Origin of the sequence: Providencia sp. PROV272 (genome assembly GCF_049901975.1) — a bacterium.
Classification (GTDB): Bacteria; Pseudomonadota; Gammaproteobacteria; order Enterobacterales; family Enterobacteriaceae; genus Providencia; species Providencia stuartii.
In genome coordinates this window covers 20,268-45,155 of record NZ_CP096293.1, presented here as the reverse complement: position 1 = coordinate 45,155, position 24,888 = coordinate 20,268, and the positions used below count along the sequence as shown (strand labels likewise).

The 24,888-nt window shown below is 54.3% G+C and carries 27 protein-coding genes and 5 pseudogenes; 7 read left to right on the top strand and 25 right to left on the bottom strand.

The annotated features are described in order from the left end of the window. Nucleotides 1-48: 48 nt before the first annotated feature. The 9 genes and pseudogenes from M1E93_RS20185 to M1E93_RS20145 all read right to left on the bottom strand — a co-directional run bounded on the left by M1E93_RS20185 (nt 49) and on the right by M1E93_RS20145 (nt 6,302). Entirely contained in the window at nt 49-753 is a 705-nt protein-coding gene (locus tag M1E93_RS20185) for an IS6-like element IS26 family transposase (RefSeq protein ID WP_001067855.1), read from the bottom strand. 64 nt (nt 754-817) lie between these two features. Further along, a pseudogene (locus M1E93_RS20180) lies at nt 818-2,068 on the bottom strand (transposase); the annotation flags it as partial. A gap of 74 nt (nt 2,069-2,142) precedes the next feature. After that, nucleotides 2,143-2,811 carry an EAL domain-containing protein gene (locus M1E93_RS20175; protein ID WP_001300294.1) on the bottom strand — a complete coding sequence of 223 codons (669 nt, stop codon included), beginning with the start codon at nt 2,809-2,811 and terminating at the stop codon, nt 2,143-2,145. 35 nt (nt 2,812-2,846) lie between these two features. Continuing rightward, nucleotides 2,847-3,083, bottom strand: coding sequence for a broad-spectrum mercury transporter MerE (gene merE / locus M1E93_RS20170; protein ID WP_000993386.1), 237 nt, complete (start codon nt 3,081-3,083; stop codon nt 2,847-2,849). Beyond that, a complete protein-coding gene (gene merD, locus M1E93_RS20165) occupies nt 3,080-3,442 on the bottom strand; it encodes a mercury resistance co-regulator MerD (protein WP_001277456.1) in 363 nt (120 codons plus the stop codon). Before merD (M1E93_RS20165) ends, merE (M1E93_RS20170) begins: the two co-directional genes overlap by 4 nt. Before the next feature lie 17 nt (nt 3,443-3,459). Next, nucleotides 3,460-5,153, bottom strand: a pseudogene (merA, locus tag M1E93_RS20160) (mercury(II) reductase). 51 nt (nt 5,154-5,204) lie between these two features. After that, entirely contained in the window at nt 5,205-5,627 is a 423-nt protein-coding gene (gene merC, locus M1E93_RS20155; protein ID WP_001340589.1) for an organomercurial transporter MerC, read from the bottom strand. Nucleotides 5,628-5,662: 35 nt separating this feature from the next. Then, entirely contained in the window at nt 5,663-5,938 is a 276-nt protein-coding gene (gene merP / locus M1E93_RS20150; protein WP_000732292.1) for a mercury resistance system periplasmic binding protein MerP, read from the bottom strand. A 13-nt stretch (nt 5,939-5,951) separates the two neighbouring features. Then, nucleotides 5,952-6,302, bottom strand: a complete 351-nt coding sequence (locus M1E93_RS20145) for a mercuric transport protein MerT (RefSeq protein WP_001294663.1) — start codon at nt 6,300-6,302, stop codon at nt 5,952-5,954. A 71-nt stretch (nt 6,303-6,373) separates the two neighbouring features. Between M1E93_RS20145 and merR (M1E93_RS20140) the strand changes: the two genes are divergently transcribed. After that, nucleotides 6,374-6,808, top strand: a complete 435-nt coding sequence (merR, locus tag M1E93_RS20140; RefSeq protein ID WP_000429836.1) for an Hg(II)-responsive transcriptional regulator — start codon at nt 6,374-6,376, stop codon at nt 6,806-6,808. A 106-nt stretch (nt 6,809-6,914) separates the two neighbouring features. Here merR (M1E93_RS20140) and M1E93_RS20135 read toward each other — a convergent pair. Next, nucleotides 6,915-7,612, bottom strand: a protein-coding gene (locus M1E93_RS20135; protein WP_095033700.1) for an IS1-like element IS1B family transposase whose coding sequence is annotated in 2 segments (ribosomal slippage) — nt 6,915-7,363 and nt 7,363-7,612 — 699 coding nt in all. Because the reading frame shifts where the segments join, the coding sequence is not laid out codon by codon here. A 42-nt stretch (nt 7,613-7,654) separates the two neighbouring features. Here M1E93_RS20135 and M1E93_RS20130 point away from each other — a divergent pair. After that, nucleotides 7,655-7,972: pseudogene (locus M1E93_RS20130) on the top strand (tetracyline resistance-associated transcriptional repressor TetC); the annotation flags it as partial. A 112-nt stretch (nt 7,973-8,084) separates the two neighbouring features. Here M1E93_RS20130 and tet(B) read toward each other — a convergent pair. Further along, entirely contained in the window at nt 8,085-9,290 is a 1,206-nt protein-coding gene (tet(B), locus tag M1E93_RS20125) for a tetracycline efflux MFS transporter Tet(B) (protein WP_001089072.1), read from the bottom strand. A gap of 81 nt (nt 9,291-9,371) precedes the next feature. On the opposite strand from tet(B), the gene tetR(B) reads away from it, so the two are divergent. Continuing rightward, nucleotides 9,372-9,995: a tetracycline resistance transcriptional repressor TetR(B) gene (tetR(B), locus tag M1E93_RS20120; RefSeq protein WP_000088605.1), complete on the top strand. Its 624-nt coding sequence runs from the start codon at nt 9,372-9,374 to the stop codon at nt 9,993-9,995. Here tetR(B) and M1E93_RS20115 read toward each other — a convergent pair. Both M1E93_RS20115 and M1E93_RS20110 read right to left on the bottom strand, forming a co-directional pair. Next, nucleotides 9,973-10,377, bottom strand: a pseudogene (locus tag M1E93_RS20115) (transcriptional regulator); the annotation flags it as partial. The gene tetR(B) and the pseudogene M1E93_RS20115 sit on opposite strands and share 23 nt — an antisense overlap. Further along, nucleotides 10,378-11,075 (bottom strand): IS1-like element IS1B family transposase gene (locus M1E93_RS20110; protein ID WP_095033700.1). Its coding sequence is split into 2 segments (ribosomal slippage): nt 10,378-10,826 and nt 10,826-11,075, totalling 699 coding nucleotides; the frame shifts between segments, so codons are not numbered across the junction. 278 nt (nt 11,076-11,353) lie between these two features. On the opposite strand from M1E93_RS20110, the gene M1E93_RS20105 reads away from it, so the two are divergent. Further along, nucleotides 11,354-12,013: a type A-1 chloramphenicol O-acetyltransferase gene (locus tag M1E93_RS20105; RefSeq protein ID WP_000412211.1), complete on the top strand. Its 660-nt coding sequence runs from the start codon at nt 11,354-11,356 to the stop codon at nt 12,011-12,013. 200 nt (nt 12,014-12,213) lie between these two features. On the opposite strand, the gene M1E93_RS20100 is transcribed toward M1E93_RS20105, so the two are convergent. The 10 genes from M1E93_RS20100 to merT all read right to left on the bottom strand — a co-directional run bounded on the left by M1E93_RS20100 (nt 12,214) and on the right by merT (nt 20,040). Next, a complete protein-coding gene (locus M1E93_RS20100) occupies nt 12,214-12,591 on the bottom strand; it encodes a GNAT family N-acetyltransferase (protein ID WP_000656305.1) in 378 nt (125 codons plus the stop codon). Between the two features lie 66 nt (nt 12,592-12,657). Next, a complete protein-coding gene (locus M1E93_RS20095; protein WP_001138064.1) occupies nt 12,658-15,624 on the bottom strand; it encodes a Tn3-like element TnAs3 family transposase in 2,967 nt (988 codons plus the stop codon). Nucleotides 15,625-15,626: 2 nt separating this feature from the next. Continuing rightward, on the bottom strand, nt 15,627-16,187 hold the full coding sequence (locus M1E93_RS20090; RefSeq protein ID WP_000147567.1) for a recombinase family protein: 561 nt from the start codon (nt 16,185-16,187) through the stop codon (nt 15,627-15,629). Between the two features lie 125 nt (nt 16,188-16,312). Beyond that, nucleotides 16,313-16,525 carry a DUF3330 domain-containing protein gene (locus M1E93_RS20085; RefSeq protein WP_000993245.1) on the bottom strand — a complete coding sequence of 71 codons (213 nt, stop codon included), beginning with the start codon at nt 16,523-16,525 and terminating at the stop codon, nt 16,313-16,315. Between the two features lie 65 nt (nt 16,526-16,590). Then, on the bottom strand, nt 16,591-16,827 hold the full coding sequence (gene merE, locus M1E93_RS20080; protein WP_001087807.1) for a broad-spectrum mercury transporter MerE: 237 nt from the start codon (nt 16,825-16,827) through the stop codon (nt 16,591-16,593). Further along, entirely contained in the window at nt 16,824-17,189 is a 366-nt protein-coding gene (gene merD, locus M1E93_RS20075; protein ID WP_001277466.1) for a mercury resistance co-regulator MerD, read from the bottom strand. Before merD (M1E93_RS20075) ends, merE (M1E93_RS20080) begins: the two co-directional genes overlap by 4 nt. Nucleotides 17,190-17,206: 17 nt before the next feature. Beyond that, nucleotides 17,207-18,892: a mercury(II) reductase gene (gene merA / locus M1E93_RS20070; protein ID WP_000209296.1), complete on the bottom strand. Its 1,686-nt coding sequence runs from the start codon at nt 18,890-18,892 to the stop codon at nt 17,207-17,209. A 38-nt stretch (nt 18,893-18,930) separates the two neighbouring features. Further along, complete coding sequence (gene merC / locus M1E93_RS20065; RefSeq protein ID WP_000522996.1) at nt 18,931-19,356, bottom strand: organomercurial transporter MerC; 426 nt, start codon at nt 19,354-19,356, stop codon at nt 18,931-18,933. Between the two features lie 27 nt (nt 19,357-19,383). Then, complete coding sequence (gene merP / locus M1E93_RS20060; protein ID WP_000732275.1) at nt 19,384-19,659, bottom strand: mercury resistance system periplasmic binding protein MerP; 276 nt, start codon at nt 19,657-19,659, stop codon at nt 19,384-19,386. A gap of 15 nt (nt 19,660-19,674) precedes the next feature. After that, nucleotides 19,675-20,040 carry a mercuric ion transporter MerT gene (merT, locus tag M1E93_RS20055; protein ID WP_001294656.1) on the bottom strand — a complete coding sequence of 122 codons (366 nt, stop codon included), beginning with the start codon at nt 20,038-20,040 and terminating at the stop codon, nt 19,675-19,677. A gap of 71 nt (nt 20,041-20,111) precedes the next feature. On the opposite strand from merT, the gene merR (M1E93_RS20050) reads away from it, so the two are divergent. Beyond that, complete coding sequence (gene merR, locus M1E93_RS20050) at nt 20,112-20,567, top strand: Hg(II)-responsive transcriptional regulator (protein ID WP_001166628.1); 456 nt, start codon at nt 20,112-20,114, stop codon at nt 20,565-20,567. Then, nucleotides 20,453-21,001: a translesion error-prone DNA polymerase V autoproteolytic subunit gene (gene umuD / locus M1E93_RS20045; RefSeq protein WP_241026952.1), complete on the top strand. Its 549-nt coding sequence runs from the start codon at nt 20,453-20,455 to the stop codon at nt 20,999-21,001. Before merR (M1E93_RS20050) ends, umuD begins: the two co-directional genes overlap by 115 nt. 96 nt (nt 21,002-21,097) lie before the next feature. Here umuD and M1E93_RS20040 read toward each other — a convergent pair whose 3' ends face one another. Both M1E93_RS20040 and M1E93_RS20035 read right to left on the bottom strand, forming a co-directional pair. Then, the gene (locus M1E93_RS20040) at nt 21,098-22,057 is read right to left on the bottom strand and encodes a bacteriophage abortive infection AbiH family protein (protein WP_011264071.1); all 960 of its coding nucleotides are present in this window, start codon (nt 22,055-22,057) and stop codon (nt 21,098-21,100) included. Between the two features lies 1 nt (nt 22,058). Continuing rightward, on the bottom strand, nt 22,059-23,159 hold the full coding sequence (locus M1E93_RS20035) for a PIN domain-containing protein (protein ID WP_170660955.1): 1,101 nt from the start codon (nt 23,157-23,159) through the stop codon (nt 22,059-22,061). A 435-nt stretch (nt 23,160-23,594) separates the two neighbouring features. On the opposite strand from M1E93_RS20035, the pseudogene M1E93_RS20030 reads away from it, so the two are divergent. Beyond that, nucleotides 23,595-24,684, top strand: a pseudogene (locus tag M1E93_RS20030) (hypothetical protein). The last annotated feature ends 204 nt before the right edge of the window (nt 24,685-24,888 follow it).

The window sequence follows — 24,888 nt, the reverse complement described above, 5'->3', positions numbered from 1 at the left end:
CTGTTGCAAAGTTAGCGATGAGGCAGCCTTTTGTCTTATTCAAAGGCCTTACATTTCAAAAACTCTGCTTACCAGGCGCATTTCGCCCAGGGGATCACCATAATAAAATGCTGAGGCCTGGCCTTTGCGTAGTGCACGCATCACCTCAATACCTTTGATGGTGGCGTAAGCCGTCTTCATGGATTTAAATCCCAGCGTGGCGCCGATTATCCGTTTCAGTTTGCCATGATCGCATTCAATCACGTTGTTCCGGTACTTAATCTGTCGGTGTTCAACGTCAGACGGGCACCGGCCTTCGCGTTTGAGCAGAGCAAGCGCGCGACCATAGGCGGGCGCTTTATCCGTGTTGATGAATCGCGGGATCTGCCACTTCTTCACGTTGTTGAGGATTTTACCCAGAAACCGGTATGCAGCTTTGCTGTTACGACGGGAGGAGAGATAAAAATCGACAGTGCGGCCCCGGCTGTCGACGGCCCGGTACAGATACGCCCAGCGGCCATTGACCTTCACGTAGGTTTCATCCATGTGCCACGGGCAAAGATCGGAAGGGTTACGCCAGTACCAGCGCAGCCGTTTTTCCATTTCAGGCGCATAACGCTGAACCCAGCGGTAAATCGTGGAGTGATCGACATTCACTCCGCGTTCAGCCAGCATCTCCTGCAGCTCACGGTAACTGATGCCGTATTTGCAGTACCAGCGTACGGCCCACAGAATGATGTCACGCTGAAAATGCCGGCCTTTGAATGGGTTCATGTGCAGCTCCATCAGCAAAAGGGGATGATAAGTTTATCACCACCGACTATTTGCAACAGTGCCCATCGGCGTAGTAGTGGATGTGGTCGATGACAAAGCCGGTGCGGGTCAGCGTGCGCCGGAGGATCGGCAGAAAATCGACCAGGAACGAAGTAGCGCGTGTGACGACGGCCGGTACGCCGACACGCGCCACGGCCTCGGCCCAGCGCGCGGCCGGCGGTTGGAGCAGGCCGTTGTGCACCGAACCGTGGTAGGTGCCGACCGCCAATGTGAGCCAGCGCTCTAGCTCGCGCAGCGTCAGGGCGGCCTTGTTTTCGGAATCGTAGTCGCCGCGCTGGTCAGGGTTGGAGAAGGTCGTTCCCGGCAGTTCGTCGTGAATCATCTGCATCGCCGTGCCGATGATCCGTTCCACGATGCCGCCATAGTGCGGCTGTCCCAGCGGGCGATAGTCCAGCCGGATGCCATGCTGCTCGCAACCCCGGCGCAGGGCCTCGCTCTTGAACTCGGCCGCGTTGTCTAGGTAGAGCAGCAAGGGCTTGCCGCTCATCTGCCAATCCATTTCCACGTTCAGTCCTTCCAGCCAAGGGCGCTTGTCGCAGGCGACATGCACGAGGCACAGGCCAACCGAAACGGCAGACGGCGCTTCCAGCGTGACGACCATGCCGAGCACGCAGCGGGTGAACACGTCGATGGCGAGGGTCAGGTACGGGCGGCCAATAGGTTGCCGGTCGCGGTCATCGACCACGATCAGGTCGATGACCGTATGGTCTATCTGCACCTGCTCCAGCGGCGCGGTCACGGCAGGAGGCTCGCCGCCCACACCTTGTAGGTCACGAGCGGCATCCTGGCCTTCCCGCCGGCGGATGACCTTGCGCGGGTCAAGGCTAGCGATCCGTAAGGCCACGGTATTGCGCGCCGGCACTCGCAGTTTTTGAGCCTTGCACACCTGAGTGACTTCGCGGTGAAAGGCCGCTAGGCTGCGCTTCTGCTTGGTCAGGAACCGCTTTTGCAGTAGCTCGTGGATGACGCGCTCGACCGGTTCCGGCAAGCGCCCCTTACCTTTACCTCCACCGGACTGGCCGGGCACCAGATCCGTCACGAGGCCGCTGCCTTGCCGGGCACGCCGGATCAGAACGTATACCTGGCGCCGAGACAAGCCCAGCGCCTGAGCCGCCATATCGGCCGCTTCGTGCCCGACCGTCTCCGACTGCGCCAACGGACTGATGATCTCCGCACGACGGCGCGCACGCTCCCAAGCCTCATCAGGCAGAGTGGCCACGCCTTGTTCTGGAATCCGTGGGGTGTCCGTCGCCATGCTCACCTCGCTTTGGTGCACACGAGTATTGAGCATAGTCGAGATTGGTGCAGATCACTTCTGATATTGAACTGTCAGGAGCTGGCTGCACAACAGCCATTACGCCCAATCAACTGGTGCAGTCGTCTTCTGAAAATGACATCCATGCCCAGCCCGTGCGCGAGCTGGATCACCGCCCGCACGATAGTTTGGTCACGGGCATCATCCGGGAGCCTGGCGACAAAGGATTGGTCGATTTTCAATGTGGTGATGGGGCAGCATTTCAGATGTTGCAGGCAGGAATAGCCGGTGCCGAAGTCGTCGGCGGCGAAGCGCACGCCGATGGCGCGCAAGGCGTCGAAACTGGCGAACAGGGCTGGATTGCCGAATGCGACCGATTCGGTCAGTTCGATCTCCAGAAGCTCGGCGGGCAGGGCCATATCGGCCAGCACCCGCTTTACCTCGTCGTCGAACGTTGGCCCAACCTGGCTGGCGGACACATTGATGGCAAGACGGAACGGTTGCCATGCCGGTCCTTGCCACTTGTGCATCTGGCGACAGGCCTCGCCCAGCACCCACGCGCCTATTTCCGGCATCAGGCCGAACGACTCGGCCAGCGGCAGGAACTGGCCGGGCGGCAACAGGCCAAGCCTCGGATGCCGCCAGCGCATCAACGCTTCCGCGCCAGCGATCCGGTGATCGCGCAGATCGACCAGCGGCTGGTAATGCAGGTCAAGCTGTCCGCGCGCCGCCGCCTGCGCCAACTCGGCCGCCGTCCATCCGGCGGGCTGCGAACTCGTCATGATCCGCCCCGGAAGGCGCGCAGCAGCCGCGTTACGGCCAGAACGAACAAGCCGGTCAGCGCGAGCGCGGCAACACCCCAATGCTCGCCAAGGAAGGCACCGGCGGTCGTCCCGGCCAGCACGGCGGCGAGAATCGGCAGATGGCAGGGGCAGGTCAACACGGCCAGCGCACCCCACAGGTAGCCGGAAACGGGTTGGCGCGTCTCGGGCGGCAGTTTGTCAGGGGCGTTCACGGCAATGCCTCCTCGTGCGCCCGCTCGGCTGGCATGGAGGCCAGTTGCGCGTCCAGATGGGCCAACGCCGCGCGCCGCCGCTCGACCAACTGGCGCAGCACGGCAAGCTGCGCTGCGGCTTGTGCGCCGTCCGCTGCGTCGAGCGCACGGCACAGCCGCGCCAGGGCATCCAGGCCGATACCCGCCTCGAAGGCCGCGCGCACGAAGCACAGCCGTTGCAAGGCCGCATCGTCGAACACGCCGTAGCCGCCCGTGGTGCAGGCCACCGGCCGTAACAAGCCGCGCACCAGGTAGTCGCGCACGATATGTACGCTCACCCCAGCGTTATGGGCCAGTTGCGATACCGTGTAGGCGCTCATCGCACACCTCCTTGTCCTCACCCGGCGCAGCAGGAAAGCTGCTTCACATCCTTGTTGAAGGTCTGCGCCGCGAGCTTCAACCCTTCGACCATCGTCAGGTAGGGGAACAACTGGTCGGCCAGTTCCTGCACCGTCATCCGGTTGCGAATCGCCAGTGCGGCCGTCTGGATCAGTTCGCCCGCTTCCGGGGCCACTGCCTGCACGCCGATCAGTCGTCCGCTGCCTTCTTCAACCACCAGTTTGATGAAGCCGCGCGTGTCGAAGTTGGCGAGCGCGCGCGGCACGTTGTCCAGCGTTAGCGTGCGACTATCAGTTTTGATGCCGTCATGGTGCGCTTCCGCCTCGCTGTAGCCTACGGTCGCCACTTGCGGGTCGGTGAACACCACGGCCGGCATCGCGGTCAGGTTCAGGGCCGCGTCACCGCCGGTCATGTTGATCGCGGCGCGAGTGCCGGCCGCTGCCGCCACATAGACGAACTGCGGCTGGTCGGTGCAGTCGCCTGCGGCGTAGATGTGTTCCACGCTTGTACGCATGCCGGGGTCGATGACGATAGCGCCTTGCGGGGTGAGCGTGACGCCCGTCGCATCCAGTGCCAGCTTGCGTGTGTTGGGCGCGCGGCCGGTGGCGACCAGCAGCTTGTCGGCGCGCAGTTCGCCGTGCGCCGTGGTGAGCACGAATTCGCCGTCCCCTTCACCATTGATATACGCGACCTGGCTGGCCTGGGTGTGTTCCCTCACCTCGATGCCCTCCATGCGGAATGCGGCCGTGACGGCTTCGCCTATAGCTGGGTCTTCGCGGAAGAACAGCGTGCTGCGAGCCAGGATCGTCACCTTCGCTCCGAGTCGGGCGAACGCCTGCGCCAGCTCCAGCGCCACCACTGATGAGCCAATCACGGCCAGGCGCTTAGGAATCGTCTCGCTGACCAGCGCTTCAGTGGAAGTCCAGTACGGAGTGTCTTTCAGGCCGGGAATCGGCGGCACGGCCGGGCTCGCGCCGGTGGCGATCAGGCAGCGGTCGAATGCCACCACGCGCTCGCCGCCGTCGTTGAGTTGCACGATCAGGTTGCGATTGTCCTTAAAGCGGGCGGAGCCGTGCAGCACAGTGATCGCCGGATTGCCCTCCAAGATGCCTTCGTACTTGGCGTGGCGCAGTTCATCGACGCGGGCCTGCTGCTGGGCCAGCAGCGCCGTGCGCTGGATGGTCGGCGTGGTAGCGGCGATGCCGCCATCGAACGGGCTTTCCCGGCGCAGATGGGCGATATGGGCGGCGCGGATCATGATCTTGGACGGCACACAACCGACATTGACGCAGGTGCCGCCGATGGTGCCGCGCTCGATCAGCGTGACACGTGCGCCTTGCTCGACGGCCTTCAGCGCCGCTGCCATCGCGGCCCCGCCGCTGCCGATGACGGCGATATGCAATGCGCCGCTGCTACCCGTCTTGTCGTTTCTGCCCAGCAGATCGCGCATCTTGTCGAGCAATCCGCCCGGCGTCGAAACTGAGGGGCATCGGCCAGCGTGGCCCGATAACCGAGTCCAGCTACAGCGGCCGTCAGCGCGTCGGGTGACGTGCCGACCTCAATGGCGAGCTTGGCGCTGCCCTTGGCGTAGGAGACATCCGCTGATTGCACGCCGGGCACTTTCTCCAGGGCGTCCTTGACATGCACTGCGCACGAGTCGCAAGTCATGCCGGTGATTTTGAGAGTGCTCATACCATCGTTCCTTATTCGTGTGGGCCGCCGTGTCGCACGGTCAGCCGTCTTTCACAAGCGCTTGGCGGGGAGTTCGCAGCCGTCCGGTCCGCAACGGCGATGCGCCGGCGACACGAAGTCCCAGATCGACACCCCAATCATCAAGGCCAGGCCGACGTACATCAGGTTCGCCGTCCACCAGTTGCCGAGCAGCCAGACCGTGGCCGCAAACACGATGGCCGGGCCGATCATGCCGAGCAGACTGCGCAGCCATTGCCGATGACTGAACCAACCCAGCGCGTTCGCCAGGAAGGCCAGCGCGGCAAACAGCGGCAGCAGGCGGCTGATGAACAGTCCCTCGTACTGGCTCAAGAAGCCCAGCCCGATGGCCGCGCCGAAGCTGGCGAGGGCTGGAAAGCAGGCGGCGCAGCCCATCGCGGAAACGACGCTGCCGAGCGCGCCGGTTTTATCGGCAATGCGTGTCATCAGTCCCATGAAGCGGCTCTCGCTGTTGTCGTTGGCTTGCTGGCTCACTGCTTGACGCTGGACGGATAGCCGGCGTCTGCGGTGGCCTTGGTCAGCTTCTGTACGCTGGCCTTGGTGTCGTCAAAAGTGACGACGGCCTCGCGCTTCTCGAAGCCCACATCGACCTTGCTCACGCCTTCGACCTTGGAGAGCGCTTTCTTGACTGTGATCGGGCAGGCGGCGCAAGTCATGCCGGGAACCGCTAGCGTGACGGTCTGGGTAGCGGCCCACACCGGGGCAACAGCGGCGGCGAGGGCAAGGGAGGCAAACAGTTTCTTCATGATGAACTCCTGGTTAATAGAAAAATGGAACGACATAGGGAAATCCAAGCGCGACCAGGACCAGCACGGCCACGATCCAGAAAATCAGCTTGTAGGTGGCGCGCACCTGCGGAATCGCGCAGACCTCACCTGGCTTGCATGCCTGCACGGGCCGGTAAATCCGCTTCCAGGCGAAGAACAGCGCCACTAGCGCCGCGCCGATGAACAACGGTCGATAGGGTTCCAGCACCGTCAGGTTGCCGATCCAAGCACCGGAGAAGCCCAGGGCGACCAGTACTAGCGGCCCCAGGCAGCAGGTCGATGCAAGAATGGCGGCCAGCCCGCCGGCGAAGAGCGCACCGCGCCCGTTTTGTGGTTCAGACATACGTTGGCCCTTTTGAATTTGGATTGGATAGCGTAACCTTACTTCCGTACTCATGTACGGAGTCAAGCGATATGGAAAATAATTTGGAAAACCTGACCATTGGCGTTTTTGCCAAGGCGGCCGGGGTCAACGTGGAGACAATCCGCTTCTATCAGCGCAAGGGCCTGTTGCGGGAACCGGACAAGCCTTACGGCAGCATCCGCCGCTATGGGGAGGCGGACGTGGTTCGGGTGAAATTCGTGAAATCGGCACAGCGGCTGGGGTTCAGTCTGGACGAGATTGCCGAGCTGTTGCGGCTCGACGATGGCACCCACTGCGAGGAGGCCAGCAGCCTGGCCGAACACAAGCTCAAGGACGTGCGCGAGAAGATGGCCGACTTGGCGCGCATGGAAACCGTGCTGTCTGAACTCGTGTGCGCCTGCCATGCACGAAAGGGGAATGTTTCCTGCCCGTTGATCGCGTCACTACAGGGCGAAGCAGGCCTGGCAAGGTCAGCTATGCCTTAGCGTGCTTTATTTTCCGTTTTCTGAGGTGCCCCCTAATAGTGTTCTTCCATTTCGGTAAAAATCCCTACCATGGATTCCCACTCGTCCGGGGGGTAATGACTCCAACTTATTGATAGTGTTTTATGTTCAGATAATGCCCGATGACTTTGTCATGCAGCTCCACCGATTTTGAGAACGACAGCGACTTCCGTCCCAGCCGTGCCAGGTGCTGCCTCAGATTCAGGTTATGCCGCTCAATTCGCTGCGTATATCGCTTGCTGATTACGTGCAGCTTTCCCTTCAGGCGGGATTCATACAGCGGCCAGCCATCCGTCATCCATATCACCACGTCAAAGGGTGACAGCAGGCTCATAAGACGCCCCAGCGTCGCCATAGTGCGTTCACCGAATACGTGCGCAACAACCGTCTTCCGGAGCCTGTCATACGCGTAAAACAGCCAGCGCTGGCGCGATTTAGCCCCGACGTATCCCCACTGTTCGTCCATTTCCGCGCAGACGATGACGTCACTGCCCGGCTGTATGCGCGAGGTTACCGACTGCGGCCTGAGTTTTTTAAATGGCGGAAAATCGTGTTGAGGCCAACGCCCATAATGCGGGCGGTTGCCCGGCATCCAACGCCATTCATGGCCATATCAATGATTTTCTGGTGCGTACCGGGTTGAGAAGCGGTGTAAGTGAACTGCAGTTGCCATGTTTTACGGCAGTGAGAGCAGAGATAGCGCTGATGTCCGGCGGTGCTTTTGCCGTTACGCACCACCCCGTCAGTAGCTGAACAGGAGGGACAGCTGATAGAAACAGAAGCCACTGGAGCACCTCAAAAACACCATCATACACTAAATCAGTAAGTTGGCAGCATCACCTTGATTATATTATTGATAATAATAAAAACCTTATCCCTATCCAAGAAGTGATGCCTATCATTGGTTGGAATGAACTTGAAAAAATTAGCCTTGAATACATTACTGGTAAGGTAAACGCCATTGTCAGCAAATTGATCCAAGAGAACCAACTTAAAGCTTATGATGATGATGTGCTTAAAAACTTACTCAATGGCTGGTTTATGCATATCGCAATACATGCGAAAAACCTAAAAGAGCTTGCCGATAAAAAAGGCCAATTTATTGCTATTTACCGCGGCTTTTTATTGAGCTTGAAAGATAAATAAAATAGATAGGTTTTATTTGAAGCTAAATCTTCTTTATCGTAAAAAATGCCCTCTTGGGTTATCAAGAGGGTCATTATATTTCGCGGAATAACATCATTTGGTGACGAAATAACTAAGCACTTGTCTCCTGTTTACTCCCCTGAGCTTGAGGGGTTAACATGAAGGTCATCGATAGCAGGATAATAATACAGTAAAACGCTAAACCAATAATCCAAATCCAGCCATCCCAAATTGGTAGTGAATGATTATAAATAACAGCAAACAGTAATGGGCCAATAACACCGGTTGCATTGGTAAGGCTCACCAATAATCCCTGTAAAGCACCTTGCTGATGACTCTTTGTTTGGATAGACATCACTCCCTGTAATGCAGGTAAAGCGATCCCACCACCAGCCAATAAAATTAAAACAGGGAAAACTAACCAACCTTCAGATATAAACGCTAAAAAGGCAAATGCACTACTATCTGCAATAAATCCGAGCAGTACTGCCGTTTTTTCGCCCCATTTAGTGGCTATTCTTCCTGCCACAAAGGCTTGGAATACTGAGTGTAAAAGACCAAGACCCGCTAATGAAAAGCCAACCATCATGCTATTCCATCCAAAACGATTTTCGGTAAATAGCACCCACACCGTTGCGGGAATTTGGCCTATCAATTGCGCTGAAAAATAAATAATCAACAAAATGGGCATCGTTTTAAATAAAGTGATGTATACCGAATTCGATTGCGTCTCAACCCCTACTTCGGTATCTGTATTATCACGTGTATTTTTGGTTTCACGGAACCAAAACATAACCACAAGGAAAGTGACAATATTTAGCAACGCAGCGATAAAAAAGGGACTATGCGGTGAAATCTCTCCTGCAAAACCACCAATAATAGGCCCCGCTATTAAACCAAGCCCAAAACTTGCCCCTAACCAACCGAACCACTTCACGCGTTGAGAAGCTGAGGTGGTATCGGCAATGACCGATGCCGCGACAGCCCCAGTAGCTCCTGTGATCCCTGAAAGCAAACGGCCTAAATACAGCATCCAAAGCGCACTTGAAAAAGCCAGCAATAAGTAATCCAGCGATGCGCCTATTAATGACAACAACAGCACTGGGCGCCGACCAAATCGGTCAGACATTTTTCCAAGCCAAGGAGCAAAGATAACCTGCATTAACGCATAAAGTGCAAGCAATACGCCAAAGTGGTTAGCGATATCTTCCGAAGCAATAAATTCACGTAATAACGTTGGCAAGACTGGCATGATAAGGCCAATCCCCATGGCATCGAGTAACGTAATTACCAATGCGATCTTTGTCGAACTATTCATTTCACTTTTCTCTATCACTGATAGGGAGTGGTAAAATAACTCTATCAATGATAGAGTGTCAACAAAAATTAGGAATTAATGATGTCTAGATTAGATAAAAGTAAAGTGATTAACAGCGCATTAGAGCTGCTTAATGAGGTCGGAATCGAAGGTTTAACAACCCGTAAACTCGCCCAGAAGCTAGGTGTAGAGCAGCCTACATTGTATTGGCATGTAAAAAATAAGCGGGCTTTGCTCGACGCCTTAGCCATTGAGATGTTAGATAGGCACCATACTCACTTTTGCCCTTTAGAAGGGGAAAGCTGGCAAGATTTTTTACGTAATAACGCTAAAAGTTTTAGATGTGCTTTACTAAGTCATCGCGATGGAGCAAAAGTACATTTAGGTACACGGCCTACAGAAAAACAGTATGAAACTCTCGAAAATCAATTAGCCTTTTTATGCCAACAAGGTTTTTCACTAGAGAATGCATTATATGCACTCAGCGCTGTGGGGCATTTTACTTTAGGTTGCGTATTGGAAGATCAAGAGCATCAAGTCGCTAAAGAAGAAAGGGAAACACCTACTACTGATAGTATGCCGCCATTATTACGACAAGCTATCGAATTATTTGATCACCAAGGTGCAGAGCCAGCCTTCTTATTCGGCCTTGAATTGATCATATGCGGATTAGAAAAACAACTTAAATGTGAAAGTGGGTCTTAAAAGCAGCATAACCTTTTTCCGTGATGGTAACTTCACGGTAACCAAGATGTCGAGTTAACCACCCTTTAGATTCATAAAGCGAAAATAATGCGGCTCCAACGTACCCACCTAAATGGAAACGGCGTTCACTCCAATCTAAACACGCACAACAGATTTTACGTGAATGTTTGGAAGGAACGTCAATTCCCATTTCATGAAAATATTGAATACCACTTAATGTGATCATTGAACCATTTTCAGTGATCCATTGCTGTTGACAAAGGGAATCATAGATCTTAACGGCAACTTCGCCAGCTAAATGATCATAGCAAGTACGTGCTTTTCGTAAATGCACTGGCGTGGAAACTTTGGCATGTACGCCATGGTTGGTAATGACTCCAACTTATTGATAGTGTTTTATGTTCAGATAATGCCCGATGACTTTGTCATGCAGCTCCACCGATTTTGAGAACGACAGCGACTTCCGTCCCAGCCGTGCCAGGTGCTGCCTCAGATTCAGGTTATGCCGCTCAATTCGCTGCGTATATCGCTTGCTGATTACGTGCAGCTTTCCCTTCAGGCGGGATTCATACAGCGGCCAGCCATCCGTCATCCATATCACCACGTCAAAGGGTGACAGCAGGCTCATAAGACGCCCCAGCGTCGCCATAGTGCGTTCACCGAATACGTGCGCAACAACCGTCTTCCGGAGCCTGTCATACGCGTAAAACAGCCAGCGCTGGCGCGATTTAGCCCCGACGTATCCCCACTGTTCGTCCATTTCCGCGCAGACGATGACGTCACTGCCCGGCTGTATGCGCGAGGTTACCGACTGCGGCCTGAGTTTTTTAAATGGCGGAAAATCGTGTTGAGGCCAACGCCCATAATGCGGGCGGTTGCCCGGCATCCAACGCCATTCATGGCCATATCAATGATTTTCTGGTGCGTACCGGGTTGAGAAGCGGTGTAAGTGAACTGCAGTTGCCATGTTTTACGGCAGTGAGAGCAGAGATAGCGCTGATGTCCGGCGGTGCTTTTGCCGTTACGCACCACCCCGTCAGTAGCTGAACAGGAGGGACAGCTGATAGAAACAGAAGCCACTGGAGCACCTCAAAAACACCATCATACACTAAATCAGTAAGTTGGCAGCATCACCCGACGCACTTTGCGCCGAATAAATACCTGTGACGGAAGATCACTTCGCAGAATAAATAAATCCTGGTGTCCCTGTTGATACCGGGAAGCCCTGGGCCAACTTTTGGCGAAAATGAGACGTTGATCGGCACGTAAGAGGTTCCAACTTTCACCATAATGAAATAAGATCACTACCGGGCGTATTTTTTGAGTTATCGAGATTTTCAGGAGCTAAGGAAGCTAAAATGGAGAAAAAAATCACTGGATATACCACCGTTGATATATCCCAATGGCATCGTAAAGAACATTTTGAGGCATTTCAGTCAGTTGCTCAATGTACCTATAACCAGACCGTTCAGCTGGATATTACGGCCTTTTTAAAGACCGTAAAGAAAAATAAGCACAAGTTTTATCCGGCCTTTATTCACATTCTTGCCCGCCTGATGAATGCTCATCCGGAATTCCGTATGGCAATGAAAGACGGTGAGCTGGTGATATGGGATAGTGTTCACCCTTGTTACACCGTTTTCCATGAGCAAACTGAAACGTTTTCATCGCTCTGGAGTGAATACCACGACGATTTCCGGCAGTTTCTACACATATATTCGCAAGATGTGGCGTGTTACGGTGAAAACCTGGCCTATTTCCCTAAAGGGTTTATTGAGAATATGTTTTTCGTCTCAGCCAATCCCTGGGTGAGTTTCACCAGTTTTGATTTAAACGTGGCCAATATGGACAACTTCTTCGCCCCCGTTTTCACCATGGGCAAATATTATACGCAAGGCGACAAGGTGCTGATGCCGCTGGCGATTCAGGTTCATCATGCCGTTTGTGATGGCTTCCATGTCGGCAGAATGCTTAATGAATTACAACAGTACTGCGATGAGTGGCAGGGCGGGGCGTAATTTTTTTAAGGCAGTTATTGGTGCCCTTAAACGCCTGGTTGCTACGCCTGAATAAGTGATAATAAGCGGATGAATGGCAGAAATTCGAAAGCAAATTCGACCCGGTCGTCGGTTCAGGGCAGGGTCGTTAAATAGCCGCTTATGTCTATTGCTGGTTTACCGGTTTATTGACTACCGGAAGCAGTGTGACCGTGTGCTTCTCAAATGCCTGAGGCCAGTTTGCTCAGGCTCTCCCCGTGGAGGTAATAATTGACGATATGATCATTTATTCTGCCTCCCAGAGCCTGATAAAAACGGTTAGCGCCGGGGTTGGATTTTTCAGCGTTCCAGCTAAGGCTAAGGCATTCCTGTTCAAGCGCAAGCCGGGCTATAAAGCGCATTATCGCTTTACCCGTGCCCTTATTTCGATCGCACTGAGAAACATACAGCTCTTTAATATGCAGCTGACCGCTGTATCGGGGCGAGGGATAAAGAATATTGCAACATGCCAGGCCAGTAATGTTATTGCCGCAGCGCGCTCTGATCACCAGGGTACCGGAAAGCCGGTTGAATAACTTTTTACAGAGATAATCCTTCATCAACGCTTCCTGAATGATACCTTCGCCATAATAGGGGTCGTCTCAGAAAACGGAAAATAAAGCACGCTAAGCCGGTTGCAGAGGCCGTAGCGGCCTGAACTTCCCCGCGCCGATCTTGGCGCTGCTGCGCCATAGGTAATCACCGGTCAGGTTGATGTGCTCCCAGCCGAGTGGCGACAGGTACTGCAATAGCGAGTCATCGACGGCATGACCATTGCCGCGCAACGCATGCGCCGCACGCTCCAGGTAGACCGTGTTCCACAGCACGATGGCCGCCGTCACCAGGTTGAGGCCGCTGGCCCGGTAGCGCTGCTGCTCGAAACTGCGGTCACGGATTTCACCAAGGCGGTTGAAGAACACGGCACGGGCCAGCGCATTGCGCGCCTCGCCCTTGTTCAGCCCGGCATGCACGCGGCGGCGTAGCTCGACGCTTTGCAGCCAGTCGAGGATGAACAGCGTGCGCTCGATGCGGCCCAACTCGCGCAGCGCGACGGCCAAGCCGTTCTGGCGCGGGTAGCTGCCGAGTTTCCTGAGCATCAGCGAGGCCGTCACCGTGCCCTGCTTGATCGAGGTGGCCAGCCGCAGGATTTCGTCCCAATGGGCGCGGACGTGCTTGATGTTGAGCGTGCCGCCGATCATCGGCTTGAGCGCGTCATAGGCGGCATCGCCCTTCGGGATGTAGAGCTTGGTGTCGCCCAGGTCGCGGATGCGCGGCGCGAAGCGGAAGCCCAAGAGGTGCATCAGGGCGAAGACGTGATCGGTGAAGCCCGCCGTGTCGGTGTAGTGCTCCTCGATCCGCAGGTCGGATTCGTGGTACAGCAGGCCGTCGAGCACGTAGGTTGAGTCGCGCAGGCCGACATTGACCACCTTGGTGTGGAATGGCGCGTATTGGTCGGAGATGTGGGTGTAGAAAGTCCGTCCTGGGCTGCTGCCATATTTTGGGTTGATGTGCCCCGTGCTCTTTGCCTTGCTAGCGGTTCGGAAATTCTGTCCGTCCGATGATGATGTGGTGCCATCGCCCCAGTGCCCGGCAAAGGGATGCCGAAACTGAGCGTTGACCAGTTCAGCCAACGCTGTCGAGTACGTTTCGTCGCGGGTATGCCAGGCTTGCAGCCAAGCGAGCTTCGCGTAGGTCGTGCCGGGGCAGGACTCGGCCATCTTGGTCAGGCCCAGGTTGATCGCGTCGGCCAGGATCGTGGTCAACAACAGGTTCTTGTCCTTGGCCAGATCGCCCGATTTCAAGTGCGTGAAGTGCCGGGTGAAGCCCGTCCACTCATCGACTTCGAGCAGCAGTTCGGTGATCTTGACGTGCGGCAGGACCATGGCTGTCTGGTCTATCAGCGCCTGCGCGGTGTCGGGCACCGCCGCATCCAGCGGCGTGATCTTCAAGCCCGACTCGGTGATGATGGCATCCGGCAGGTCGTTGGCTGCCGCCATGCGGTTGACGGTGGCAAGTTGTGCTTCCAGCAGCGTCAGCCGCTCATGCAGATATTGTTCGCAGTCGGTGGCCACGGCCAGCGGCAATTCGCTGGACTGCTTGAGGCTGGTGAACTTCTCGGGCGGTACCAGGTAGTCCTCGAAGTCCTTGAACTGGCGTGAACCCTGCACCCAGATGTCGCCCGAGCGCAGGGAGTTCTTCAACTCGGACAGCGCGCACAGTTCGTAGTAGCGCCGGTCGATGCCGGCGTCGGTCATCACCAGTTTCTGCCAGCGCGGCTTGATGAAGCCGGTCGGTGCATCGGCTGGCAGCTTGCGGGCGTTGTCGGTGTTCATGCCGCGCAGCACCTCAATGGCATCAAGCACGTTTTTGGCGGCGGGCGCGGCCCGCAGCTTGAGCACGGCAAGGAATTCCGGTGCATAGCGGCGCAGGGTGGCGTAGCTCTCGCCGATGCGATGCAGGAAATCGAAGTCATCGGGTTGCGCGAGCTTCTGCGCCTCGGTGACGCTCTCGGCAAAGGAATCCCAGGACATGACGGCCTCGATGGCGGCAAACGCATCGCGGCCTGATTGCTTGGCGTCGATCAGCGCCTGACCGATGCGCCCGTACAGACGTACCTTGGCGTTGATGGCCTTGCCTGACGCCTGGAACTGCTGCTGATGCTTATTCTTGGCAGCGTTAAACAGCTTACCCAGGATGCGGTCGTGCAGGTCGATGATTTCGTCGGTGACGGTGGCCATGCCCTCGGTGGCCAGCGCCACGAGAGTGGCGTAGCGCCGTTGCGGCTCGAATTTGGCCAGGTCGGCGGGTGTCATCTGGCCGCCCTCGCGGGCAATCTTGAGCAGGCGGTTCTGGTGAACCAGCCGCTCGATGCCGGTAGGCAGATCGAGTGCCTGCCATGCCTTGAGGCGTTCGATGTGTTCCAGCATATGCCGCGAATTTGGCTTGGCCGGAGACTGGCGCAACCAAGCCAACCAGGTCGTCTTGCCGTTGTCCCGGCGCTTGAGCAGATCGTCGAGGCGGCGGCGATGCGCGTCCGCCAGTGGTTCGGCCAAGGCGTCGTAGATGCGCCGGTTAGCACGGGTGATCGCCTCGGCACTCGCCCGCTCGACGGCGTTGAGGGCGGGCAGAATGACCGACTGCCGCCGCAGGTGCCCGATCAAGGCGCTGGCCAGCACGATGCCTTTGTCGGTTTGCATCGCCAGCTCGGTCAGCATCTGGACGGCCTGCCGGTAATGGCTCATGGTGAAGGGCCGGAAACCGAACACGGTTTGCAGCTCGCTCAGGTGCTCGCGCCGGGTCTGCTCCCGCTGGCCGTACTCGTTCCAGCTTTCGACGCCGACCTTGAGCTGGTCGGCGACCAGCTTCAACAAGGGCGGGAACGGTAGTTCATCGACGCCCAGGATGACGCCGGGAAAGCGCAGGTAACAGAGCTGCACCGCGAAGCCCAGCCGATTGGCTGGCCCGCGCCGCTGTCGGATGATCGAGAGGTCGGTATCGTTGAATGTGTAATGTCGGATCAGGTCGTCCTTGGAGTCCGGCAACGCCAGCAGGCTTTCCCGCTCGGCGGCGGACAGGATGGAACGACGTGGCATATTTACTGATCCGTTCTCAAGTATTGATACAGGGTTTCGCGACTGATTCCGAATTCACGAGCAAGCTTGGTCTTTTGCTCGCCAGCCTCGACACGTTGGCGCAGTTCGGCAATACGCTCAGACGACAGGGATTTCTTCCTGCCACGGTAAGCCCCGCGTTGCTTGGCGAGCGCAATACCCTCGCGCTGACGCTCGCGGATCAGGGCGCGCTCGAACTCGGCGAACGCGCCCATCACCGAGAGCATCAGGTTCGCCATCGGAGAGTCTTCGCCAGTAAAACTGAGGTGTTCCTTGACGAATTCGATATGCACGCCGCGTTGTGTCAGCGTTTGCACGATCCGGCGCAAATCATCGAGATTGCGCGCCAGGCGATCCATGCTATGCACCACCACGGTGTCGCCGGTGCGGGCGAAGCTTATCAGCGCTTCCAGTTGCGGACGCTTGACATCCTTGCCGGATGCCTTGTCGCTAAAAGCGCGATCAACCTTGACGCCTTCCAGTTGCCGTTCCGGGTTCTGGTCGAAGGTGCTGACCCTGATATACCCAATGCGCTGTCCAGTCATGGAATTCCCTGCAAAATGTCAGGGAAGACTCTATGACCTTCAACGAGATATGTCAATAAATTCAAAATTCAATCCTATCCTGACGCAATTTACACATGGCATCTGACATCAGGTTAGGGTATGCCTCAATCTGACGGCTGCGAACCGCCAGGGACAGGCGCAATGTCAGATTCTGTCGCGGCCTTGGCGCGTGCCTGGAAGCGTTCATAGCAATCCAGCCCGCAGAAATGTTCGACGTATTCCGCGCCTTCCGGGGTGAAGGCGGCATCGAGCGGAATTTCTTTGCAGCATACGCAGCAGGTGGTGCAACTGGCAGTGTTCGGGGCGTTTGCGTTCATGGTGGTACTCCTCCAGATTGGTAGCGAAGCTCAAAGCTGCCCACTCTCGGCTGGCTGGGAAGCGGTCATGATCTTCCCTTGAAGGCCCGCAGCAGCCGCGTCACAGACAGGACAAACAAGCCGGTCAGCGTGAGGGCTGCAATACCCCAGTGCTCCCCGATGAACGCGCCGGCCGTCGTGCCGGCTAGCACAATGGCGAGAATCGGCAAATGGCAGGGACAGGTGAGCACGGCCAGCGCGCCCCACAAGTAGCCGGTGATCGGTTTGTGCGTCTCAGACGGCAAGTGCTCTGGGCTGTTCATGGCAGACTCTCCGCGTGCTGTGCCGGTTCGGTTGGCATGGCGGCCAGTTGCATTTCGAGGCTGGCCAGGGCCTCGCGCCGACGCTCGACGAGTTGCCGCAACACGGCAAGCTGCGCAGACGCACCGTCACCGTCCGCAGCATCCAGCGCCCGGCACAGCCGCGCCAGTGCGTCCAGGCCGATACCCGCTTCGAAGGCAGCCCGTACAAAGCGCAGCCGTTGCAACGCGGTGTCATCGAACAAGCCGTAGCCGCCCGTGGTGTACGCGACCGGCCGTAGCAATCCGCGCAGCAGGTAGTCGCGCACGATATGCACGCTCACCCCGGCATCAAGGGCCAGCCGGGACACTGTGTAGGCGCTCATTGAACACCTCCTTTTCCTCATCCGGCGCAGCACGAAAGCTGCTTCACGTCCTTGCTGAAGGTCTGCGCCGCGAGCTTCAGCCCTTCGACCATGGTCAGGTAGGGGAACAATTGGTCGGCCAGTTCCTGCACGGTCATACGGTTGCGAATGGCGAGCACCGCCGTCTGGATCAGTTCACCCGCTTCCGGGGCCACCGCTTGCACGCCGATGAGCCGTCCGCTACCTTCCTCGATGACCAGCTTGATGAAGCCGCGTGTGTCGAAGTTGGCAAGCGCACGCGGCACGTTATCCAGTGTTAGCAGGCGACTGTCGGTCTCGATCCCGTCGTGATGTGCTTCCGCCTCGCTGTAGCCCACGGTGGCGACCTGCGGGTCGGTGAACACCACGGCCGGCATTGCGGTCAGGTCCAGGGCCGCATCGCCGCCAGTCATGTTGATCGCCGCACGAGTGCCGGCCGCTGCCGCCACATAGACGAACTGCGGCTGGTCGGTGCAGTCGCCGGCCGCGTAGATGTTCGGGCTACTGGTGCGCATGCCCTTGTCGATGACGATGGCCCCCTGCGCATTGACGGCTACCCCCGCCGCTTCCAATGCCAGGCTGCGCGTGTTCGGTGTCCGGCCGGTGGCGACCAGCAGCTTGTCGGCGCGCAATTCACCGTGCGTGGTGGTCAGCACGAATTCACCGTCCATATGGGCGACCTGGCTGGCTTGCGTGTGCTCCAGCACCTCGATGCCCTCGGCACGGAAAGCGGCTGTCACCGCCTCGCCGATGGCCGGGTCTTCACGGAAGAACAAGGTATTGCGCGCCAGGGCCGTGACCTTGCTGCCCAGCCGGGCAAAGGCTTGCGCCAGCTCCAGCGCCACCACCGACGAGCCGATTACGGCAAGGCGTTCGGGAATGGTGTCGCTCGCCAGGGCCTCGGTGGAAGTCCAGTAGGGTGACTCTTTCAAGCCCGGAATCGGCGGGACCGCCGGGCTGGCACCCGTGGCGACCAGGCAGCGGTCGAACATCACGACGCGCTCGCCACCCTCGTTCAAACTAACGATAAGGCTCTGGTCGTCCTTGAAACGCGCTTCACCGTGCAGAACGGTGATGGCTGAATTGCCGTCCAGGATGCCTTCGTACTTGGCATGACGGAGTTCTTCGACACGGGCCTGCTGCTGGGCCAGCAGCCGCTCGCGCAAGATCGTCGGCGGTGTGGGTGGCATGCCGCCGTCGAATGGGCTTTCCCGGCGCAGATGGGCGATGTGGGCGGCGCGGATCATGATCTTGGACGGCACACAACCGACGTTGACGCAGGTGCCGCCGATGGTGCCGCGCTCAATCAGCGTGACCTGCGCGCCTTGCTCGACGGCCTTCAGTGCTGCCGCCATCGCGGCTCCACCGCTACCAATGACGACGACCTGCAACGGGCGTTCGTTGCCACTGGGCTTATCAGCGGCCCCTATCCAGCCGCGCATCTTGTCGAGCAGGCCGGCGCGGTTGTCCGTCGGTGGCGCATCGGCAAGCGTTGCCTCGTAGCCCAGTCCGGCCACGGCGGTAGTCAGCGCATCCGATGACGTGCCCGCCTCAATGGCGAGTTGCGCTGTGCCCTTCGGATAGGACACCAGCGCCGATTGCACGCCGGGCACTTTCTCCAAGGCTTCCTTGACGTGAGCCGCGCACGAGTCGCAGGTCATCCCGGTGATTTTCAGGGTGGTCATGTATTTTTCCTTTTCTGTGGTGGCTACGGCTGTTGCCGTCAGCCACGTTGTTCTGGCAATTCACAGCTGTCCGGCCCGCAGCGGCGATGTGCTGGCGAGATGAAATCCCAGACCGACACCCCAACCATCAAGGCCAGGCCGACATAGAGCAGTCCACCGCTCTGCCAGCCGTAAGCCCGCATTAAAAACACCGCTGCCAGCACCAAGATCGGGCCTATCGTGCCGAGCGCCGTGCGTCGCCACTGTCGATGATTGAGCCAAGCGATAGCATTGGCGAGTAACGCGATGCCGGCGAACATCGGCAGCAGGATGCCAATGAATAGCCCCTCGTACTGGCTCAAGAAGCCCAGTCCGATGGCCGCGCCAAAGCTGGCGATGGCAGGAAAACAGGCGGCGCAGCCCATCGCGGAAACGACGCTGCCGAGCGCGCCGGTTTTGCCAGCGATGCGCGTGATGAGTCCCATGTGTCGCTCCCGAGTTCGGTTAACGGATCAGCGTTTGAGGCTGGACGGATAGCCCGCGTCCTCGGTCGCCTTGGTCAACTTCTGGACGTTGGTCTTGGCATCGTCGAAGGTGACGACGGCCTGGCGCTTGTCGAAACTTACGTCGGTCTTGCTCACGCCCTCAACCTTGGAAAGCGCGTGCTTGACAGTGATCGGGCAAGAGGCGCAGGTCATGCCAGGCACGGACAGCGTGACGGTCTGGGTGGCGGCCCACACGGGGGCAACAACGGCAGCGAGGGCGAGGGCGGCAAACAGTTTTTTCATGATGAACTCCTGTGATTAATAGAAAAATGGCATGACGTAGGGAAATCCGAGCGAGACCAGGACCAGCGCGGCCACGATCCAGAAAATGAGCTTGTAAGTAGCTCGCACTTGGGGAATCGCGCAGACCTCACCCGGTTTGCAGGCTTGCGCCGGGCGGTAGATGCGCCGCCAGGCGAAAAACAGCGCGACCAGCGCTGCGCCGATGAAGATCGGGCGATAGGGTTCCAGCACCGTCAGGTTGCCGATCCATGCCCCGCTGAACCCCAAGGCGATCAAAACCAGCGGCCCCAGGCAGCAGGCCGACGCAAGAATGGCGGCCAGCCCACCGGCGAAGAGCGCGCCGCGCCCGTTTTGTGGTTCAGACTTTTGTGGTTCAGACATACGCTTGTCCTTTCAAATTTGGTTTGGATAGCTTAAGCTTACTTCCGTAGTTATGTACGGAGTCAAGCGATATGCAAATTAATTTTGAGAATCTGACCATTGGCGTTTTTGCCAAGGCGGCCGGGGTCAATGTGGAGACCATCCGGTTCTACCAGCGCAAGGGCCTGCTGCCGGAGCCAGACAAGCCCTATGGCAGCATTCGCCGCTATGGCGAGGCGGATGTAACACGAGTGCGGTTCGTGAAATCGGCCCAGCGGCTGGGCTTTAGCCTGGACGAAATCGCCGAGCTACTGCGGCTGGAGGATGGCACCCATTGCGAGGAAGCCAGCGGCCTGGCCGAGCACAAGCTCAAGGATGTGCGCGAGAAGATGGCCGACTTGGCACGCATGGAGGCCGTGCTGTCTGAACTGGTGTGCGCCTGCCATGCGCGGAAAGGGAACGTTTCCTGCCCGCTGATTGCGTCACTGCAAGACGGAACGAAGCTCGCTGCATCGGCGCGGGGGAGTCACGGGGTGACTACGCCTTAGCGTGCTTTATTTTCCGAATTCTGAGACGACCCCAATTAATCCCATGCACCGTAGATGAAGCCCTTCCATTACCTTTTTTCGCAGAGCAGATCCCTGCGGGGTTTCCTTCTCCTGCGAGTGATTACTTAGAGGATCGTATTGATTTAAACTCTTTGCTGATCAAGCACCCTTCAGGCACATACTTTTTACGAGTATCTGGTACTTCTATTATGGACGCACAGATTCTAGATGGAGATATCGTCATAGTAGATAGTTCGATTGATGCAAAACATGGAGATATCGTCATTGCTTCTCTCGATGGAGAGTTTACGATAAAACGACTACAAACCAGCCCTGTTATTGCCCTTATACCCCTTTTCGGGGTTCATTTGGCTGGTTCTTTTGTGTTTGGACTGCCATTTTATAAAACACGTTTCTGGACAATTTCGAGTTAGAGCTGGTGTTCAAAATTGAATTCTTCGCATAAGCAAAATTTAGAAAAAACAATGTTAGAATCCACCACAATCGCTAATGATATTTCAGGCTTTTGCTTAGATCTGTTCCATTCTGACAACTGCAACGTTGGCTATTCCAAGTCCTGTTAGAGTTTCACCGTGTACTTTCTCATCATCAGGGTCATAAAAAGTTACAACCCATTTAGCATCAGGTCTGACTGATTGCTCCAACTTCTTGAAGTAGGGTAAATCTACGTCAGCTAATGAGTGACCGAGAACATATACTTCATCAATATTGCCGAGCTTTGCAAAGAAGTCTTCATTGTTTTTTATGATCTGGTCTGTTCCCTTGAAAGTTGCTGAGAAATACTGATTGACCGCATCCTTACCACGCTCGAATGAGTAGTCATATTGATCAGATTGATATTCCATCCAACGTTCTAAATCTTCATCACTCAATCCTGATGGTGGTTCGGCAGGTTTCTCTTTGAAATTTTCAGGATCAACACCATGACCGAGAATTAACTCATCAATATGTTCATCGGCTTTCCCGTGAATGAATAGCACGTTCTTATCGGGGATTGCGTAGTATTGAGAAAGCGTATCTGTGTAGTTGAATGTGAGGTAAACAGCGTCTCTATCAATGTTTACTGATCGGCTGTGATCAAACTGAGGAAACTGTACAGCCAAAATGAACTCTTTGAATGCTTTATACAGTTCAGTGGTTAGAAGGCCAAGTATTCGCTCCATCTCAATTTCAAGCGTGTATCGGTCTCTGTCTCGAAAGTCATCTGAAGAATAGTTTGGCATTGCATCCATGTTTGCTTCCAAAACTGAATCTTTATCAAGCAGTGACATACTCGTTTCAAATTCAGACCATAAAGGGTCTGACATTGTTGTTGGAAAATCTGGGTCTAAGTCAGCAAACCCGTAATAGTCGAGCAATAGCTCATAAGTTTCCCAGTAGTTATTTTTGAGATAAAGCCCAAAAGATGTATACCTAGTGTCAAGGCCATGATGAACATCAAAGCCATTACCTATTACATATAGCTTCATGTCATTCACCGTTGATATCTAGTTCTTTGAAGCTAATGACTTCGGAGTCATTATCAGTCAGCTCAAAATATGTATCTTGGAAGTAAAACTCTTCAATGTATGCGTTAGCTTTTAATCCATCGGTATAGGCAAGTGTTATGTGGGCAGTGTATGTTTCTTTGTGTTTTACTGTTGACTCATTACTCAAGACGAATACATATTGCTTGTCTTCAGGGTCCCAAGGTGAACGGTCATAATCTGAGAATCGATAATCTGCCGTAACAACCACCTCAAATTCTACTTCGTATTCAGCCCACTCGGCATCGACATTCTGTAAGTTTTTCTTCCCAACATTCACCGAGTTGATTTCTATAGAATTGATAGTCTCATCGAAAGGATCTGCGTTTTCATAGTTGAACTCGCCATCTTCGAGAGCTTGCAGGGCATCCGCTTTGATTTGTTCTAGGAGTTGTTCGAATATTTCATCAGCAAATTTGGCTGGTTCTTCGTACGCTTTGTCGCTTCGAATAATCAAGTCAATTAGGTCATCGACATTTTCAAGATGAATGAAGTTATCTTCTTTCTCACAGAATGATTTCATATCGCCGTCGTCACTAACGATATAGGCTGAATATCCTCTAGCCAAGCTCACCTGTTTAATAGCTTCTAGCGCAAATGCATCAGGAAACTCGTGCTTTTTTGATTCTTTGCCAAAAGGAGGAAGGTTGTTGAAGTAAGCATCAAATACAACTTGAGGGTTAACAGTGCTTACATCAATTGTTTCGACGTAGCCGTTTTCGACGAAATCATCAAATTTTTCACTGATAACAGCATAAATATCATCACCTTTAATCTTGGTGAAGATGCCATGACAATCAAGGTCGGGGGTGTTTCTTAGGAACATCGCATCTCTTTGCATCTTCTTTATCATAGAAGCTGCTTCTTCAGATTTGTGTTTGAGATGGGAGTCGATCTCTTTCCTTGTCACATCAGTAATGAGCAAGTGGATTTTCTCATCCTCAATTAGTTCTTGAAGACGACCAAGAGCGTGTTGCCCAAATTGATAGTTTTTCTTTTCAAAAGCGCTTGTATCGATAAAAACTAGCCTTGTCTGTAATTCCATAATCAATACCTTGAACACATGGTGTAAATTGTCATCAAATAAATTGATAAAACAATTAAGTGGATAACCAACTAATAGCATATTGGCTCATTACAAAAATTCGGGCAAGTAACGAGTTAGCAAGGTGTGATGAGGGATAGCTTTAAATGTTTTGGGGGCAAAGGCGTGTTGGCCTAGATCACAAGTTTGCGGAGACCAGCTTCAGCACGTCCTAGGATAAAAGTTACTTCGAGGTTCAGTTCTTCTATTTGTCTTCGGATAATGCCTAGCAATACAACTGGCTAGAGATCCTCATCGTTCAAATCTAACTAAGTGACAAAACCCAGCGTATCACTTCACTTCAAATCAAAAAAGAAGTTGAAGAATTGAAGAACTATCACTATCATTTTTGCCATTCTTCATAATATTTTCAATTGGTTAGAAGGCGATTAGAGAATGAGAAACGTTGTTAGTGACGATAAAATCAGTGATTTTCGAGACTTAGTTAACTCAAACTCTAGCTTTGTGTATCAAATATACAAAGAATAAAGGTGGTAAGAATCTTTTTAACCTCGTTTGCTCTGCTATGGATTGGATCTCTGTCTCTGTTCGCCACTTAGAAAATGCGCCTGAGTTTGACAAGAACATAGATAGTAGATGTATGCAGGTCTACTCTCTGATCTCTTCAATAGACCTTATTTTCGAGTCAATAAAACAACTCCATCGAGTGTTTATAACTGATAAGAAAGATCCGTTTTATGGTGAAAAGAAATGTTTCAAAGATCGCCTCTTCGCTAATGAAGATGATAATAATTATTTTAAAACTATCAGGGCGTGTTTCGGTGCTCACCCCGTAAATCTGAATCAAGAAAACTCAAAGCGTTTCGCAAGTTGGCCATTTCAAAGTCATTTCAACACTGGCGATTTGAGTGTTCATTTGTACAGTCGAGATGTGGGTAAAGAAGACCTAACGTTAAACCTCAATATCAATGAGCTGTTGGAATTTCTCAGAATTCGATATGAGTATCTTGATGTTATTGCTGATAGGATTGAAACGCTGTTTGTTGAGTATCAACACAAACTTTCAAAAGAAAAAATTGAGACTAAATTAGATCCTTTAGAACAACTCTATGTTCTTCGTACTGAGTCAGAAAAACGATTAGATAACGATTACTATAACGGGGAGATTGACGACCTGATTATGATTTTTGAAGCGGAAGTAACTGACGCTGACCTTGTACCATTGGCTGATAAGTATAAAGAATCCCTCCTACCTCTGATTGAAGAGATTAAGACGAACCTTCAAGAAATGAACATCGTTGACCTAGCAAACGATAGTGAGCTGAGAATAAGATCTGAACTTGATAAAGAGTTACGTTATGAACTTGGTAAGTTCTACACTTGGGTTCACGGTGGCAGGTACGATCCGCTACTTGAATACTATTTTGAAAGGTTTAACGCTTCTACTGACGGTAAGTTCAAGTTCACCAAAACTGATGACATCAAACTTACGTTTCTTAAAGCAAAGCTCATGCTAACTGAATAGTGTGAACAAATTGGCTCAGCTTTTATCTTTTGCTGTTCATTACTTTTTGTATATCAAAGTTACCTCAACATCACTGTTTGAACTTTGGGTTGTAACTCATAATGGGGCAAAAGTGTGTTTCAAACTTTGTTGGCACACTTATCTAAGATAGCCATGTTGATAAAGCATAAGTTTCGATCTTTATTGTCACAATCACCACTCGAC